Annotated in this window: 12 protein-coding genes and 1 pseudogene; 8 read left to right on the top strand and 5 right to left on the bottom strand. The window is 70.0% G+C overall.

Features of this window, described 5'->3' with window-relative positions:
• The coding region (locus O145_RS04595) for a transposase (RefSeq protein WP_043560312.1) at positions 1-293 on the top strand (293 nt) is incomplete at its 5' end.
• Here O145_RS04595 and O145_RS17955 read toward each other — a convergent pair.
• Positions 265-879 carry a hypothetical protein gene (locus O145_RS17955; RefSeq protein ID WP_156966598.1) on the bottom strand — a complete coding sequence of 205 codons (615 nt, stop codon included), beginning with the start codon at positions 877-879 and terminating at the stop codon, positions 265-267. The two genes, O145_RS04595 and O145_RS17955, sit on opposite strands and share 29 nt — an antisense overlap.
• 745 nt (positions 880-1,624) lie before the next feature.
• Between O145_RS17955 and O145_RS20020 the strand changes: the two are divergent.
• Both O145_RS20020 and O145_RS04590 read left to right on the top strand, forming a co-directional pair.
• Positions 1,625-1,890, top strand: a pseudogene (locus O145_RS20020) (ATP-binding cassette domain-containing protein); the annotation flags it as partial.
• Positions 1,887-2,459: a hypothetical protein gene (locus O145_RS04590; RefSeq protein WP_043560309.1), complete on the top strand. Its 573-nt coding sequence runs from the start codon at positions 1,887-1,889 to the stop codon at positions 2,457-2,459. The pseudogene O145_RS20020 and the gene O145_RS04590, both read left to right, overlap by 4 nt.
• 114 nt (positions 2,460-2,573) lie before the next feature.
• Here the strand turns inward: O145_RS04590 and ddaH are convergent, their stop codons facing one another.
• Positions 2,574-3,350 (bottom strand): dimethylargininase, encoded by a 777-nt coding sequence (gene ddaH, locus O145_RS04585; RefSeq protein ID WP_043560305.1) that lies wholly within the window; start codon positions 3,348-3,350, stop codon positions 2,574-2,576.
• A gap of 166 nt (positions 3,351-3,516) precedes the next feature.
• Here ddaH and O145_RS04580 point away from each other — a divergent pair, with 166 nt between their 5' ends.
• Positions 3,517-5,151, top strand: coding sequence for an amino acid permease (locus tag O145_RS04580; protein WP_229118350.1), 1,635 nt, complete (start codon positions 3,517-3,519; stop codon positions 5,149-5,151).
• Positions 5,152-5,262: 111 nt separating this feature from the next.
• Here the strand turns inward: O145_RS04580 and dnaB are convergent, their stop codons facing one another.
• Positions 5,263-6,720, bottom strand: a complete 1,458-nt coding sequence (gene dnaB, locus O145_RS04575) for a replicative DNA helicase (protein ID WP_043560302.1) — start codon at positions 6,718-6,720, stop codon at positions 5,263-5,265.
• Between the two features lie 450 nt (positions 6,721-7,170).
• Between dnaB and O145_RS04570 the strand changes: the two genes are divergently transcribed.
• Entirely contained in the window at positions 7,171-8,739 is a 1,569-nt protein-coding gene (locus O145_RS04570) for an MATE family efflux transporter (RefSeq protein WP_411265943.1), read from the top strand.
• A gap of 420 nt (positions 8,740-9,159) precedes the next feature.
• Here O145_RS04570 and O145_RS04565 read toward each other — a convergent pair whose 3' ends face one another.
• Entirely contained in the window at positions 9,160-9,609 is a 450-nt protein-coding gene (locus O145_RS04565) for a hypothetical protein (protein WP_043560299.1), read from the bottom strand.
• Between the two features lie 896 nt (positions 9,610-10,505).
• Here O145_RS04565 and O145_RS16385 point away from each other — a divergent pair.
• Positions 10,506-10,847, top strand: coding sequence for a helix-turn-helix transcriptional regulator (locus O145_RS16385; protein WP_052374670.1), 342 nt, complete (start codon positions 10,506-10,508; stop codon positions 10,845-10,847).
• Positions 10,848-10,878: 31 nt separating this feature from the next.
• Here O145_RS16385 and O145_RS04555 read toward each other — a convergent pair whose 3' ends face one another.
• Positions 10,879-11,709: an alpha/beta fold hydrolase gene (locus O145_RS04555; protein ID WP_043560297.1), complete on the bottom strand. Its 831-nt coding sequence runs from the start codon at positions 11,707-11,709 to the stop codon at positions 10,879-10,881.
• A gap of 60 nt (positions 11,710-11,769) precedes the next feature.
• Between O145_RS04555 and O145_RS04550 the strand changes: the two genes are divergently transcribed.
• Together O145_RS04550 and O145_RS04545 are read left to right on the top strand one after the other, a co-directional pair.
• Positions 11,770-13,029: a glycosyltransferase gene (locus O145_RS04550; RefSeq protein WP_043560295.1), complete on the top strand. Its 1,260-nt coding sequence runs from the start codon at positions 11,770-11,772 to the stop codon at positions 13,027-13,029.
• A gap of 262 nt (positions 13,030-13,291) precedes the next feature.
• A complete protein-coding gene (locus O145_RS04545) occupies positions 13,292-15,736 on the top strand; it encodes a sensor histidine kinase (RefSeq protein ID WP_156966597.1) in 2,445 nt (814 codons plus the stop codon).
• Positions 15,737-15,812 lie beyond the last annotated feature (76 nt).

Raw genomic sequence — 15,812 nt, 5'->3', positions numbered from 1 at the left:
AGATCGCGGTCGTCCTGGACAACGCCAGGTTCCACCACGCCAAGGCTTTGAACGATCTTTATGCCCCCGGCCAGGCTCTGGAGCGCATCATGCCTATCTACATGCCCCCGTACGCCCCCGATCACAATCCCACAGAACACGTGTGGAACGCCGCCAAGAACAATATCGCCAACCTCCGGGGGGTCGCCCCGGAGAACACCTTCGCGGCCTTCACCGCCTACATCACCAACCGCACCTTCGACTACGACTTCGAGCACCTCCCAGTCACACCGCCACACACCGATCTTGTTTAATTCCAGCCATACCGCCGTCCGAGGTGCTTGGCGAAGTCTCCTCGCTTGATGATTTATGTGGGTTGTACCCATCAGGAACACCGCCCGGAGACCCATCCTCGTTCTTGTTGGTGACAGTATCCTCAATAACGGAGTATGTCTCGTCTCCGCTGGACGAGAGAACTATTGTGTGATTATCGGTCACCACGCCCGGAGAACTATTCCCCTGTTTTCCTCCGTAAATAAAGGCGGTTGAGATCCTCGCAGAAACAGTAATTCTGTCGCCGTCCTGCTCGGTACCGAGAATCTCCACGGCACTTTCTGCCGACACAATTGGCTCACCAATGGCGATGAGCCTGTCTCGAATATTGTTGTTGGCGATTTCCGCCGAAGTGAGCACTGACCTGCTTGAATTGCTCGGATCTGTCCACTCCGCATCAAGCTCGGCCTGGTACTCATTTACGGCCACGGACACTGCGTCATTGCTCAATTCACTTTGCACGCTTGACGCCGGCGACGACAGGTGAAATGCGAGCGCAAAAGTAAGGAGAGCGTTAGCGCGAGCCCGCACAACAAAATTGATCTTCTCTTCATCGACAACCTCCAAAGGTACTCGATTGCGCTTCCAGGGCCGTCGTGTATAGTATGCATCTTTTTTTCTGGGACGTCTACCCTGCGGTAGATATTTTCAGAGGAATGTCAGAACACTCCCAGAGTGTAAACATAATCAATTTTTCTTGGATCATGAATAGATTTATTCTATTGGCTGAGATGTCTTTGCTCTCGGCAGGGGTCGGCAGGGTTGCCGGCGGGGCTTGGGCTGCCGGGCGTGTCTTGGACGGCCTTGAAGGCTGTGTCTCAAGCTGCTTGTCTTGCTGCTCGGTGCTTCTGGTCGGCTTCGCCGGGTGTCCGGTGCCCTCGGGGCGGGGTGGGGCTGTCTCTGTTCGTGTGTTCCGGGCTTGTTCCGGGCTCGGCCTGAGGGGGGCGGTGTCCCGGGTGGTCTTGCTTCTTGCGGTGGTGGACCATCTGGTAGACCCTCTCGTTCCTTGAGGGTGGCGCCCGCCGGCTTCCGCCCGGGCGCCCGCCCAGCACGCCCTGGTCCTTCCCGCCCGGAGGGCGAGCTCCGTGATCCTCCGGGTGGTCGCCGAGCTGGGCGGAGGCGTGCCAGGGTGCCGCGAGTCCGGGCGCGGGCTCCGGGCCCGGCGGTGCTGTACGCCCGCGAGCTCGCCTCCGCCCTGCAGGACGTCGGCGCCCCGCTCGACAGCGCCGACGGGACCTCGAAGTCCTCTGCGCCCCCACAGTCCGGTCCGGTCATGCTCCGGCTGAGCGGCGTGAGCGCCCGCCGCGACCGGCGCCCCGCCGGAGCCCTGTCCGGCGGCACGCAGCAGAAGCTCAACGTCGCCTGGCCCAGCTCGACTCCCCGGACCTGCTGCTCCTCGACGAGCCCTACCAGGGCTTCGACGCCCTGGCCCACGAGGACCTGTGGACGCTGATCTCGTCCTAGCGGGACTCCGGGGCCGGAGTCCCGCTCGTCACCCACCTCCTGCGCGACGTCGACCTCGTCGACCGGGTGGTCGAACCGCCCGCCCCCGAGCACACGTCGAAGGAGACGGCATGAGCAGCGCATCAACAGCGGGCCCGGCCCTCGACGCAGCCCGCCCCGCCCCCGGCGGAGCGCGCCAGCGCAACCGCCACCGTGCGGGCACCCTGGGACTGGTCGCACTCATCGCCCTGCGCGAGCTCGCCCGACGGCGCGGGGTCCTCGCGCTCGCCCTCCTCCCGCCGACCTTCTTCCTGGTCCGCCTGAACACGTGGACGGCGCTCCGGCTGCTGTCCATGGGCCCGGGCTGGAGCATCGGCCTGCTCGCACTGGCCCTGGGGGCGCTGGTGGCCGCCGTCGTCCCCCGCGACCTCGAGGGTGCGCCCCTGCTCCCGGCGGTCATGGCGGTCCAGGTGCTCGTCGCCCCGGACAAGAGCCGGACCCTCGCCCTGCCGCTGTGGTCCGCCCGAGAGCCGGCGAGCTACATCCTGGACGTCGCCGACGCCGTGGGGCCACTGGGCCCTGAAGCGGGCGACTACCTGTACCACGGGCCGGCCCACAGGGCGGCCTACGGTCCGGCGCTGGGCACGACCAGCCGGCTGCTGGGGGTACTGCGCCTGCGCACGATCCGTCTGCCCGAGCCCTGAGCGTGCCGGGCCGCGCGGCAGGCCTCGACGGCAAGTACCTGCCCCAGCGCGCTCAGGCGGGCTAGCCGCGCCATCCGCCGTCGCGAACCGGCCGGCCCGCGCCGCCCTGCGCCCTCAGGCGGGGCAGCCGCGCAGGCGCACCGACAGGCAGGTCACGCAGCCCTCGAGCTTCTCGTACTCGGAGATGTCGACCTCGGTGACCTCGTAGCCGCGCGACCGGAAGAGCTCGGCCGAGCGCGGCGCGTCGGCGGCCATGAGGAGCCGGTTGCCGCCCAGCAGGACGACGTGCGCGCCGCTCTCCTCGGGCACCGCGAGGAAGGAGTCCCACACCGAGGGGTCGTCCACCAGCGGCTCGTAGCCGACGACGGTGCCGTCCGGCAGCGCGGTCACGGCTGACTTGAGGTGGAGCACCCTGGTCAGGGGCACGCCGATCGTCTCGGCCCCCTCGGCGGCCAGGTGCTCGCGCAGCTGGCGCAGCCCCTCGGCGTTGGTGCGGCCGCCCTGGCCCACCCACACCCTCCCGCCGTGCTTGAGGACGTCGCCGCCGTCGAGCGTGCCGGGGGCGGTGATGCGCTTGACGTCGTAGCCGAGCGCCGCCACGGCCCGCTCGGCGGCCTCGGTCTCGGGCTTGCGCGAGTCGGCGCCGGGGCGGGTGATCACGGCGGTGCGCCCGTAGACGACGACGGCGTCCTCAATGAAGACCGAGTCGGGGCAGTCGGGGGCGGGGTCCACCTCGATGGTCTCCCAGCCCCGGGAGTGAAGGGCGTCGACGTAGTCCCGCCACTGGCTGCGGGCCAGGTCCAGGTCGACCGCGCTGCGCTCGATGTGGGTGACCAGCCCCTCGGCGAGTCGGGGGCTGGGCCTGCGGACGAGTGCCTTAGTGATCTCCATGTGATGACTCCGGTCTTCGGGGATGGCTCGCAACGGTATATCGAGCGCTCTTCATCCCAACGTTATAGTGAGGGCTCACTCGGTGCGAGCCACCCACTTGCCAGCGCGGCTCAACAGGTCTTCTCGACAGGCGCGGCACACAACCAACACGACGAACGAGGCACCCATGGACGGACAGGACGGACATCCCGACGGCGGTCATTCCCGCCCAGAGTCACCCGCTCAAGCGACCGTCGAGGCGCCCGAGGACGGCCCCGCCGCAGACGGCGCCGACGGGGCGCCCGCGCTCGCGGGCGATTCCGCCGAGGGCGATCCCGCCGGGGCGCCGACGACCGCGGCCGTCACCGCAGGGGACAGCCCCGGCGAGGGCCGCCTCCGGCGCAATCTCAAGGCCCGGCACGTCAACCTCATCGCCATCGGCGGAGCGATCGGCACCGGGCTGTTCGTGGGCACGGGAGCCTCGATCTCGACCGCCGGGCCGGGCGGCGCCGTCGTGTCCTACGGGATCATCGGCATCGCCATCTACTTCATGATGGCGGCGCTGGGCGAGATGGTCACCCACCGGCCCGTGGCCGGGGCCTTCGAGACCTACACGGGCGAGTACGTCGAGCCGGCGCTGGGCTTCACCGTGGGGTGGATGTACTGGTACTCGTGCGCGATGACCATCGCCGTCGAGCTGGTCGCCTCCTCCATCATTATGAAGTACTGGTTCCCCGACTCCCCCTCCCTGCTGTGGAGCACGCTGTTCCTCGGCACGATCCTCGCCCTCAACCTGTTCTCCGCCCGCATCTTCGGGGAGTCCGAGTTCTGGTTCGCGGGGATCAAGGTCATCACCATCATCGTCTTCCTCGTCATGGGCGTGGCCATGATCGTGGGCATTATGGGCGGCCACGAGGACGGCCTGTCGAACTGGACGACCGGCGAGGCCCCCTTCGTGGGCGGGTGGTCGGGCACGTTCTCGGTGCTCATGGTCGCCGGGTTCTCCTTCGTCGGCGTGGAGTCCGCGGCGGTGGCCGCCGGCGAGGCGGAGAACCCCCGCAGGACCATGCCCCGGGCCATCAACTCCGTGTTCATCCGGATCATGCTGTTCTACATCGGGGCGATCGTCGTCGTGGCGACCCTGGTGGCCTACACCGACCCCAGCCTTCTGAGCGCCTCGGAGGAGAACATCGCGGCCAGCCCCTTCACGCTCGTCTTCGAGCGGGCGGGCCTGGCCGTCGCCGCCGCCTTCATGAACGCCGTCGTGCTGACCTCCGTGCTCTCGGCCGGCAACTCCACGCTCTACGTCGGCTCCCGCCTGCTGTACTCGATGGCGGGCGCCGGACGCGCACCGAGGCTCTTCACCCGGACGACGGCGCACGGCGTGCCCGTGTGGGGCGTACTGGCCACGGTCGCCATCTCCATGCTCGGCTTCCTGTCCTCCCGCGTGGGCGACTCGGTGGCCTACACCTGGTTCTACAATGCGACCGGCCTGACCGGTTTCATCGTGTGGGTGGGCGTGTGCCTGGCCCACCTGCGGTTCCGCGCCGCCTGGAGGGCCCAGGGGCGCAGTACCGACGAGCTGCCCTACCGCGCCAGGTTCTTCCCGGTGGGCACGTGGTTCGCGCTCATCGTCTTCGTGGGCGTGATCATCGGGCAGGGCGTCAACCTGGCGATCTCGGGCTTCAGCTGGTACGGCCTGCTCCTGGCCTATATCGGTCTGCCGATCGCGGTGGCGCTGTGGCTCGGCTACAGGCGGGCGCGCGGCTCGCGCCCGCTCCCGCTGGCAGAGATCGACCTGTCCGCCGACGACGTCCGCTGAGACCGCCGGCGCCCCCTTTCACCGAGAGCGGCGGGGTCGCCGAGGGGCTGCGGGCCCGCCCGGCCCCGCGGACCCGCAGCCGGCCCCTGCTCGCAGCCCCGCAGCCGGCCCTCACTCGTAGGCGGGCTCGACGCTCACGTCGCGCGCCATGTTGGCGAAGCGCGACAGGTGCCCCTGGAAGGCGACCGGGATGGTGCGGGTCTGGCCGTTGCGGTGCTTGGCCACGATGATGTCCGCCTCGCCCGCGCGCTCGTCCTGGTTGTAGTACTCCGGGCGGTGCAGCAGCATAATGATGTCCGCGTCCTGCTCCAGCGAGCCGGACTCGCGCAGGTCGGACATCTGCGGCTTGTTGCCGGTGCGCTGCTCGGGGCCGCGGTTGAGCTGGGCGACGGCGACCACTGGGACCTCGAGCTCCTTGGCCAGCAGCTTCAGGGAGCGGGAGAACTCGGAGACCTCCTGCTGGCGGGACTCCACGCGCTTGCCCGAGGTCATCAGCTGCAGGTAGTCGATGACCATGAGACCCAGGTCGCCCTGCTGCTTGAGGCGCAGCGCCTTGGAGCGGATCTCCGGCATGGTCAGGTTCGGGGAGTCGTCGATGAACAGCGGCGCCTCGCTGACCGGGTTGTAGGCGCGCGCCACGTCCTCCCAGTCGCGCTCGGTCATCTGCCGCCCGCCGCGCAGCTTGTTCATGTCCACTCCGGACTCGGCGGCCAGGATGCGCATCATGAGCTCCATGCGCCCCATCTCCAGGGAGAAGTAGCAGCTGGGGATGAGGGAGCCGTCGGCGCGCCGGGAGTGCATGGAGGCCGAGCGGCAGAAGTCGACGGCGAGGGTGGACTTGCCCATGGCGGGACGCGCGGCGACGATGATCATCTGCCCGGGGTGCAGGCCGCCGGTGAGCTCGTCGAGCTCGACGAAGCCCGTGGGCACGCCCGTCATCTGGCCGTTCTCGCGCGCCTGCCCGGCCTCGATCTGGAGGTTGGCCTCGTTGAGCAGCTCGCCGACCGGGACGTAGTCCTCCTTCTCCCCCTCGGAGTGGGCCACGGAGTAGACCTCGGCCTCGGCGAGCGTGACGAGCTCGGCGATGTCGCCGGCGTCGGTGGAGTAGCCGAGCTGGGTGATGCGCGTGCCCGCCTGGACGAGCCCGCGCATGAGGGCCTTCTCGCGTACGATGCGCGCGTAGTAGGCGGCGTTGGCCGCGGTGGGCACGGTCGCCATGAGGGAGGCGAGGTAGGGGGCGCCGCCGACGCGCTCGAGCTCGCCGCGCTTGGCCAGCTCGTCGGCCACAATGAGCGGGTCGGCCGGCTCGGAGCGGTTGTAGACCTCGACGACGGCGTCGTAGATCGACTCGTGGGCCGGCTTGTAGAACTCCGTGCCGCGCAGCACCTCGATGACGTCGGTGATGGCCTCCTTGCTCAGGAGCATTCCGCCGAGCGTGGCCATCTCGGCCTCGAGGTCCTGGGGCGGGATGCGGTCGAAGGCGTCGTCGTAGCGCACCGAGCCGCTGATGCCGTCGTCGGCGCCCGACCGGCCGGACTCGAAGCCCGGGCCGGGGTCGATGTCTCTCATGCGCGCCTCCCCTGCCGTGCACCCGGCCGGGTGCGCGCGCGACCATAGCGGGCGGCCACACCGCTCGCAAGCCGGTATCCACTCGCCGCCTGTGGACAATCCGCAGCGCCTTGTGGATAACTCCTCCGCGGTTGTGGACGACGCGCCGTGCCGCTTGTGCACAGCCGTACCAGACTGGTGGCCGCGCAGCTGGATGCAGCGGCAGAAGCGTTGGAACGACGGGATTCTTCACGCGGAGTCACGATTCACAGCACGAACCCTGGGCGCCCCGGAAGAATCTGTGGACAAGTGGGTAAACCTGTGGATGAACCTCTACCTCACCCTGAGGTCTGTGGCTTGCCTGGGGATCGAACCCGTCCGGGCGGCGCGGGGCACGACGCGAAGCGCGGCGGGCCGCGGCGCACGTGAGACACTGGCCGGGCCCCAGACCGTGGAGGACTCCAGAAAATCGTGACCCGCCCCGTTGCATCGCCCGACGACCCGCTGGCCGGGCAGCCGTCCGCCCAGCCGGCTGATTCATCGCCCGCCGCCCAGCCGGCCAGCGCCTCGCCCACCCGACCGCCCGGCCCCGCCCTGGACCGTCAGATCCTGTCCCTGGCCGTGCCCGCCCTCGGCGCCCTGGTCGCCGAGCCCCTGTTCGTCCTCATCGACTCCGCCATGGTCGGACACCTGGGCGCCACGAGCCTGGCGGGCCTGTCGCTCGCCTCGACGGTGCTGACCACGGCCGTGGGCCTGTTCGTCTTCCTCGCCTACGCCACGACGGCGACCACCGCCCGCCTCTTCGGCGCCGGCGACCGGCGCGGCGGCCTGCGCGCCGGCATCGACGGCGCCTGGCTGGCGGCGCTCCTCGGGCTGGGGGCGGCGGCGCTGCTGGCGGCGGGAGCGCCGCGGGTGGTCGCCGCCATGGGCGCTGGCGGCGACGTCGCCGAAGCGGCATGCGCCTACCTGCGGGCCTCGGCCCCCGGTATCCCGGGAATGCTCGTCGTCTATGCCGCCACCGGCACGCTGCGGGGCCTGCTGGACACCCGCACGCCCTTCGTCGTGGCCAGTGCCGGGGCGGCCCTCAACGTGGGGCTCAACGCCGTGCTCCTGTACGGCGTCGGGATGGGGATCGCCGGGTCGGGCCTGGGCACCGCGATCACCCAGAGCGTCATGGCGGTGGCGCTCATGGCTCCCGTGGTCCGGGCGGCACGCGGCTCGGGCGTGGGTCTGGCGCCGCGGCGCCGCGGCCTGCGGGCGTCCCTGGGGGCGGGGACGCCGCTGCTGGTGCGCACCCTGTCGCTGCGGGCGGCGATCCTGGCGACAGTGTGGGCGGCGACGTCGCTCGGGGAGCTGCCGCTGGCGGCCCACCAGGTGGTCAACTCGCTGTGGAGCTTCTCCTCCTTCGCACTGGACGCGCTGGCGATCGCGGCGCAGGCGCTGGTCGGCACCGCCCTGGGCCAGGCGGACGCGGAGCGGGAGACCAGCGACGACGACGGCACGCCCGGCCGGCCCGGCGCGGCCCCCGGAGACGCGGGTTCCCGACGCCGACCCGATGCCCTCCCGGCGTCCGACGGCGCCGTCGTCGGCGGTGCCGGCACCGATCCGAGGTGCGCCCTGGACGCGGTGCTGCGCCGGTGCCTGGCGTGGGGCGTCGCGGTGGGCGCGGTGATCGGCGTCGTGCTGGCGGCGGCGAGCCCCTGGCTGCCGCGCGTGTTCAGCTCGGAGGCCGCTGTGGTGACGACGGCGACTCCGGCGCTGCTCGTGGCGGCCTCGGCCATGCCCCTGGCAGGCGCCGTCTACCTGTTCGACGGCGTGCTCACGGGAGCGGGCGACGGCCGCTACCTGGCGGGAGCCGGGCTCATCACCCTGGTCCCGTACCTGCCCCTGACGGTGGTCGTGGCCAAGGCTCTTCCCGCCGCAGCGATCACGCCCGGCGTCGGACTCGCCTGGCTGTGGGTAGCCTTCGCCTGGGTGTTCATGGGGATGCGGGCGCTGACCACCGGCCTGCGCGCCCGCGGCAGCGCCTGGCGCCACTGAGCGCGCGGGGCGGTGAGAACCGGATGCGCCCGTGCGCCCCGCCGGTCGCCTCAAGGCGCAGGGGCAAGGCGCACGGGAGACGGGGGAGGGGAGTAGGTGGATCGGAGTATGAAGAAGAAGGATGACGACAAGCTCAACCACGCGTCGCACAGGCGCGTCGAGGGCGAGTCCCTCGTCTACGAGGCCGGCACACGAAGGCGCTCACCGCATTCCGGCGGGCCCTGGAACTTCACCGTCAGATCGGCGCCCGGCGGGATCAGGCCGACTGCCTGGAGAAGTACCGTCATGTCCTGCGTGCGATGGGCCGGGACGACGAGGCCCGCGCATAAGAGGCCCGGGTCTGCGGGACGGATGCGGCCGTCCCGCAGACCCGGGCCCGAAGGCTCCTGCTCAAGAGCCCTGCCTTCGATACGTCTCGCTCTACAGGCTCTCGGAGATGCCGGTCAGGCGTTTCGCGGTCATTCTGAGGGCGCGTTCCTTGGCCACAAAGCCGGCGCCCACGCGGCCGATTGCCGCCACCCAGGGAGTTTTCGGCACCGACTCGACCCGCACAGCGCTCGCGCCGTTCTCGGCGGGAGCGACCTGCACCCGGATGGTTGATCCGTAGTCTCCGTCCAGGACGAGAGCCGACGGGCGGGAGTCAATGAACAGGCAGTTGCTTCCGGTGGCATAGACCCGCATTCCCCCAGTCTGCGCCGCAGCCCGTCCGTAGGCCTCCAGAACCGTCGCCGGGGGCGCCAGAAGTACCCGTTCCTCATAATGCATCGGGTCGAAGCCGTCCGGAGAGCACGGCGGACCGAATCCTCTCATGGTGAGGTAGACCTGCACTCCCAGGGCGACCAGACCGATGACCAGAATGACGGCTACCACGGCGTCAACCCTTCAGAGGGGTTGTGGTGACGCTGGCACCGGGGTCGAGGCGCTGCATCTCGTTGACGAAGGAGCTCAGGCGCATGCGCAGGGTGTATGCCTTGTTCGGCATGCCGTGCTTCTCGGTCCAGCGCAGCACCTCGACACAGGCCCTGCACCTGCCCCCTCCTGCCTGACTTCGAGCCCGATCTGCTGGCGAATACCCGTCACCAGCGGGCTCTGCGCGATCATCGGGTTCCCGTCATCGACGATCTTCCACGTGCTCCCCGCCACCTTGCGCACGAACGCGTCTCGAACCTGAGCCGGCGAGGCGCTGGTCACAATTGTACGGCTCGCCATTCCCGACATCAGGAACTTCGAATAGAAGTGCACCACGGCGAAGCACACACCAAAAATGACGATGACACCAATTACGCCTTCCACGACATCACTTTCCTCTCAACCACAGGACCCGCCCCGCTCAGGGGCCGGCGATTGGGACGGCCATTAATCTACGTCGCACCCCGCTCATCCACGAGTCTCATTTCTTATACACATCTCTTGAGGACCCGCCTCCGGGGCGCCTCGGATCGCCAGTCTCAATTCTTAGACCTTGACGACGTCGCCCGCGCGCCGTGCAATGATGGGTCGGGACCCCGCCGAGGAGGCACCATGGATGACGTCTGCTCCGTTATCGTCATTGACGACAACGCGCTCGTCGCGCACAGCTGTCAGCACATGTTCAACGAGGCCGGACTGCCGTGGACGGTCACCCGGTTCGGACGCCTGCGCGACGTCGTATGGCCCGAGGGCCGCACCCTCGCGATCCTCGACCTGCACCTCGACGACGGCAGCCGGCCCGCAGAGATCATCGGGGAGCTCACGCGCCGCTCCATCCCCGTCGTCGTCTACACCTCTTGCGACGACCCACCCCGATCCGCGAGGCCATCGCCGCCGGGGCCGCGTCGGTCGTCAGCAGGGGCGCCGCGAACCAGGACCTCATCGACGCCGTCAGAGCCGCCCTGGAGGGCTGTCCCGGCGCCGGCCACGACTGGGCGCGCGCCCCGGAGAGGGACGAGAGCCCCGCCGCCGATGGCCTCAGCGACCAGGAGGTCCGGGTCCTCGCCCTGTACGCCGGCGGGATGAAGTCGTCCCGTGTCGCCCGCACCCTGGGTCTGTCTGTCCCCACCGTCAACACATGCATCGCGCGGATCAGGGAGAAGTATCGCGGAACCGGCCGCCCGACCGCCGGATCCTGAGGCGACCCACTCCCCCAGCGGCTCTGTGCAGCTACTCCGGCAAGAGGCGCGACCACGCCTCGAACTGCAGCAGGTGCCCCGCGTGCGGCACGCTGCGGAACAACGAGCAGGGCAGCAGCTGGTGCATCAGCTCTCGGGACCTGCGGTTGACCAGGAGATCGTTCTCCCCCATCACCACCGTCACACGCCGCTGCACGTCCTCCGGCAGCGTCGTCTCGAACGGGTTTCGTCGATAAATCAGCTCCGTCAGCGTATTCGCGGCCCGCTGACTCGTGTACTGCTCTTTCCTCCGTTCCGACTCGAGCGTCCAGGCCCAGGCGCTCCGATCGAGGGACGACAGGAGCAGCGCGGTCCTGGCCACCCGGATGCCGCTGGAGTTGTAGATCGGCCAGAAGAACCGCTCGGGTGCCCGGACGGACAGCAGGTGCAGAGCATTGGACAACCACGAGACCCGTGGCACCGGGCACCCGAGGATAACTCGCGTGCAGGTCGGCAGGAATCCCCGGCACATATACCAGTACAGCAATGACGAAGAATAGGAGTTGGCGACGATGACGTCGGGGGTGCGGCCGATCCTCCGCAGCGCCCGATCGCACCATCCGGCCAGATCATCGAAGTTCTTCGCCTCCAGAAAATCGGACCCGCCATGACCCGGAAGATCGATCGCATAGACGGCATAACCGCATCTCGCATATGCGCGCATAATCGGCAGCATGTCCATCTTGCCGCCCGTCACGCCGTGAAAGATCACCGCAGTGCGCGGCGCACCCGTGTCGCACTCCAGCCAGCCGATACCGCTTCTCCTCTGCTCTCGGCAGTCGAGCTCAAGCGCTATCTGCTGAAGAGAGTCGACTCTCCACATGTATGCACCTCGTTAGCAACAGGGTCGCGTGCCGGTTGACGGTCACCCTATAATGATAGCATGCAGGTACTGCATATCGCCCTCGTGCTCGACGACACATACCCGGACTCTAGCGGGGTTAGCAGGTCCGTGCAAACTCAGATCGTCGAGTTGAACCGCGCCGGGCACAGTGTGACCCTGATCGCGCCGCGGACGCCGCTGGAGCCCCCGGAGAATGCGCGTACTATTGCCGCGCCATTCCACCGGCCGCCCGGGCTGCCGCCGCACACGACCATTTTATCGAGCAGCCCGCATTTGGCCAGACAAATCAGCGGGCAGCAGCGACTCGATGTGATTCACAGCCACACCGACGTCGGCGCGGTCATCCTAGCGGCGCGGATCGCGCGGCTTCAACGCATCCCCCACGTCCACACCTTTCACACCAACATCGCCGGCGCGCACACCAGGCAGGCGCTCACGCTGCTGGCCAGCCTCGGGTACCGGCTGAGAGCGCACCAGCTGGCGTCGCTCCGCGGCCGTTCTCCTCGCCCCGGCCCGCGACCATCGGGCGGCGTCCTGTCCGGCGAGTCGGCCATCGGCCGCTTCGACTGGCGCACCCAGGCCCTGATAGCCGCCTCCGTTGACGCGTTCACCACGCCGTCGGGCTTCATGCAGCGCTACATCCGGGCGGCGGCCCCCGACCGCACGCCGCTGTCGGGCCGAGTCATACCGACCGGTTACAGCCGTTCGCTCGAATCGATCATCGCCGACACGCACCGCAAGCGCCACGACGGCGCCATCCGCTTCATCAGCGTCAGCCGCATCGCCAGGGAGAAACGACTCGACGTCATGATCGAGGCGTTCCGTCAGGCGGACATCCCTCACAGCCAGCTCATCATCGTCGGCGACGGCGCGGAGCTGCCGTCCCTCCGGGCGCGCGCCCGGAGCATGCCGCAGGTCGTGTTCACCGGGCACATCGGCGACCAGGCGGAGCTCATCCAGCACCTCCGCGACAGCGACGTGTTCGTTCTGGCCTCGCACGGATTCGACAACCAGCCCATCTCCATTATCGAGTCCCTCGCCGCCGGCGTTCCGGTGCTGTACTGCGACGAGCGCCTCGACGTCGGCCTCCACCCGACGAACAGCCTGCTGGTCGGCCCGTCCCGAACCGCACTGGCCGACGGCATGGTGGCGCTGGCGGACAGCGGTCGACGCCGGGCGCTGGCGGCGGGCACGTCGTCGGTCTTCGCCGAGCTGTCCCCGGAGGCCACCGCCCGCGCCTACATCCAGCTCTATGAGACTGCGATCGCCGACCGGTCGAGGGCGAAGGCGAGGGCATAAGGCCCGTCACGGCGGAAGAACGGCGGGAGGACGCCAGAAGAGCGCCGGGAGGGAGGACGGAGCGCCATCGCGTTCCCGTCGCAGTCTGTGACCTCAATGTGAGAAACCTTAGTATAATTATACTGTTTCGATTCTGCTGACGCTATGCACCCATGCCCGCAGCACCATCTCGCCGTCGGGCCCGGGGCCCGCGAGGAGACGCTATGGATACCGGGTGCACCAGCAGCCGCGGCCCGATCAACGAAGACGAGTGATCACCCCCATGTCCGCCCCAACGAGTGCTCTGACCAGCTCGCCGCCGTGGCTCGCCACCGGCCCCCACTCCCTGCGGATGCGCAGACTCGTCGTCGCCATGGCGGTGGCCACCACGCTCATGTCGGCCTGCTTCATCACGCCGTCGATCCGCATTATGGCGCAGACCGCGCACCGGCCGCTCTTCTGGGCCCTGCTGCCCGCCCTGCTGGTCCCGCCGCTGGTCGCCGGGGGCGCAGTGCTGGCCCACGTGCTGGCCCGCCCGGTGAACCGCCGACGCCGACCGGGACCGGCGGCCACGCCGGCACCCCGCCCCGCAACCACGCCGGCGCTCCGCCCCACGGCCGCGGCCGCCGCGGTCACCAGCACGGACCGCGTATGGCAGACGGCCCTCCTGGCGCTCCTCGTCGGCTACGCGGCCCTCGTCCTGCTGGCGGCCTGGCTCCCGGTGCTGCCGTCCTACCACCGGTCGGACACCGCGCCCGCCCCCAACCCGCTGGTCGACTACTACGTCACCGCCGCGGTGGCGGCCACCGCCGTCCTGCCCCCTCGGGGCCGGTTCGCCTACGTGATCATGCTCGCGCCGCTCCTTCTGGCGACCTACCCTCCGAGCGGGGCCGGCCCGACACACATCGCGGTGGAGGAGGTCGCCCTCTACCTGGCCACCTGCCTGGGCGACATGGGGGTGCTCACGTGGCTGCTCCGCCAGGCGGACACCCTGGACGAGGCCGATGCCCGGCGCCGCGCGCTCCTCATCGACCTGCGCACCGAGCAGTCCCGCTCGAAGGCGCGCCGGCTCAGCGACGACTTCGTCCACGACCACATCCTGTCGGTCCTGAAGTCCGTCCCCACCGTGCCGGCGACCTCCCCCCAGCTGCGCCGGAGCGCCCGTGAGGCCCTGGTCTCGCTGGACGTGGCCGCCGACCGGCAGGCGGCCACGCGCAGCGCCTCGAGGCTCTTCGGCGCTCTGAGCGGGCGGCTGCGGGCGATCGGGGGCGACGGCGTCGTCGTCTCCAGCTCGATCGACCGGGACCCGCCCGTACCCCGCAGCGTCGCACAGGCCTTCGAGGGGGCCGCGGCGGAGGCGCTGCGCAACTCTCTGGCCCACGCCGCCGGCGCCGCGCCGGAGCGGGGAGCCTCGGACGGGGTCACGCGCACCGCCACGCTGCACAGCGACCCGGACGGCGTCGTCGTCACCATCTCCGACGACGGCCGCGGCTTCGACCCCGATCGCACGCCCCTGGACCGGCACGGCATCACCGGATCGATCGTGGCGCGCATGCACGACGTCGGCGGCACCGCCCGCATTGACGCCGCGCCGGGCGCCGGCACCACCGTGACCCTCACCTGGACGGACGCCACCCGGCGCCCGGCCGAGCCGGAGCCCGCCGGCTCGCGCCCGGGACGCCCCGCCGGCCCGGCGCCGGCCGCGGCCTCGCCGCTGTCCCTGTCGGCGTGCATGGAGGCCCCAATCACGCGGGTCATCGCCGTGTGCGTGCTCGCCATCTGCACCTACGTCCTTCTCTTGGAGGTGCGGGCGGGATCCTACCGACGGCCCGCGCCGGTCATCGGGGGACTCGGCGCCATGTCGGCTGCCGCGCTCCTCATGCTCAGGGCATGGCCGAAGCAGCGCATGCCGCGCCGGGCGGCCGCATGGGCGGCGGTCCTCATCGGCGCGGCGAATTCGGCCGTCCTGTTCCAGATCGATGTCGCGGGGTGGCCCGGCTGCGCCGCGTGGTGCACCGGTGCGGGGGCGGCCCTGTGCTGCGGGCTCCTGGCGCGGGATCGGATCCGGGAGGCGTGGGCCGGCCTCGGACTCCTCGTGGCCACCTCCGGCGTCTGGACCTTGGCGACGGGCTGGGACCCGACCATGATCCTGACCTGGATGGCGGGGCAGATCATCCCGGTGTGCCTGTGGCGCGCGATCGCGCGCCTGTCGGTCGCTCTCACCGCAGCCACCGCCGAGAACGAGACGATCGGGGCCGAGGCGGCCGCCCGTCGCCGCGCCGAGCAGGAGAGCCAGAGGCTCATGCGACAGGCTATGGACTCGGTCCGCGAACGCAGCACGCCCGTCCTCACCGCCGTCTCCTCCGGACGGCCGAGCACGCCCGCCCTGTGCGCGCAGGCGCGCATGCTCGAGGCCGAGCTGCGCGACGAGCGCCGGGCCCACGTCTTCACCGGCACCGACGTCGTCGATGCCGCGCGCGCCGCCCGCACCCGCGGCATCGACGTCACCCTCCTCGACGACCGGGGGCCGGCCGAGAAGGCCGCGGGCCGGATCCGGGACGCCGTCATGACCCGGGCCGTTCAGGCGCTCGACGGGGCCGACGGGGGGCGTGTCATCATCCGGCTCCTCCCGCCCCGTCAGCGCCCGGAGTTCATGTCCGTCGTCACCGCCGACGACGTCGTCCTCATCGGGGAGGACGGCCGCCCCGTTACGCGGGCGCCCGCGTGAGCGGCTGGGCGGGGGCGGCGATCGGCTCGTGCCCGGGTAGCGCCAGAACGCTTACTACGCTCCTTTGTCCCTTACT

This window comes from Actinomyces israelii DSM 43320, from assembly GCF_000711965.1.
In the GTDB taxonomy this organism is placed as follows: domain Bacteria; phylum Actinomycetota; class Actinomycetes; order Actinomycetales; family Actinomycetaceae; genus Actinomyces; species Actinomyces israelii.
This window is presented reverse-complemented; position numbering and strand designations above follow the sequence as displayed.

What these genes read in the sequence shown, in the direction of transcription:
- O145_RS04590 (WP_043560309.1), top strand. Translation starts at nt 1,887, where the DNA reads ATGAGCAGCGCATCAACAGCGGGCCCGGCCCTCGACGCAGCCCGCCCC.
- ddaH (WP_043560305.1), bottom strand. Translation starts at nt 3,350, where the DNA reads ATGGAGATCACTAAGGCACTCGTCCGCAGGCCCAGCCCCCGACTCGCC.
- O145_RS04580 (WP_229118350.1), top strand. Translation starts at nt 3,517, where the DNA reads ATGGACGGACAGGACGGACATCCCGACGGCGGTCATTCCCGCCCAGAG.
- dnaB (WP_043560302.1), bottom strand. Translation starts at nt 6,720, where the DNA reads ATGAGAGACATCGACCCCGGCCCGGGCTTCGAGTCCGGCCGGTCGGGC.
- O145_RS04555 (WP_043560297.1), bottom strand. Translation starts at nt 11,709, where the DNA reads ATGTGGAGAGTCGACTCTCTTCAGCAGATAGCGCTTGAGCTCGACTGC.
- O145_RS04550 (WP_043560295.1), top strand. Translation starts at nt 11,770, where the DNA reads ATGCAGGTACTGCATATCGCCCTCGTGCTCGACGACACATACCCGGAC.
- O145_RS04545 (WP_156966597.1), top strand. Translation starts at nt 13,292, where the DNA reads ATGTCCGCCCCAACGAGTGCTCTGACCAGCTCGCCGCCGTGGCTCGCC.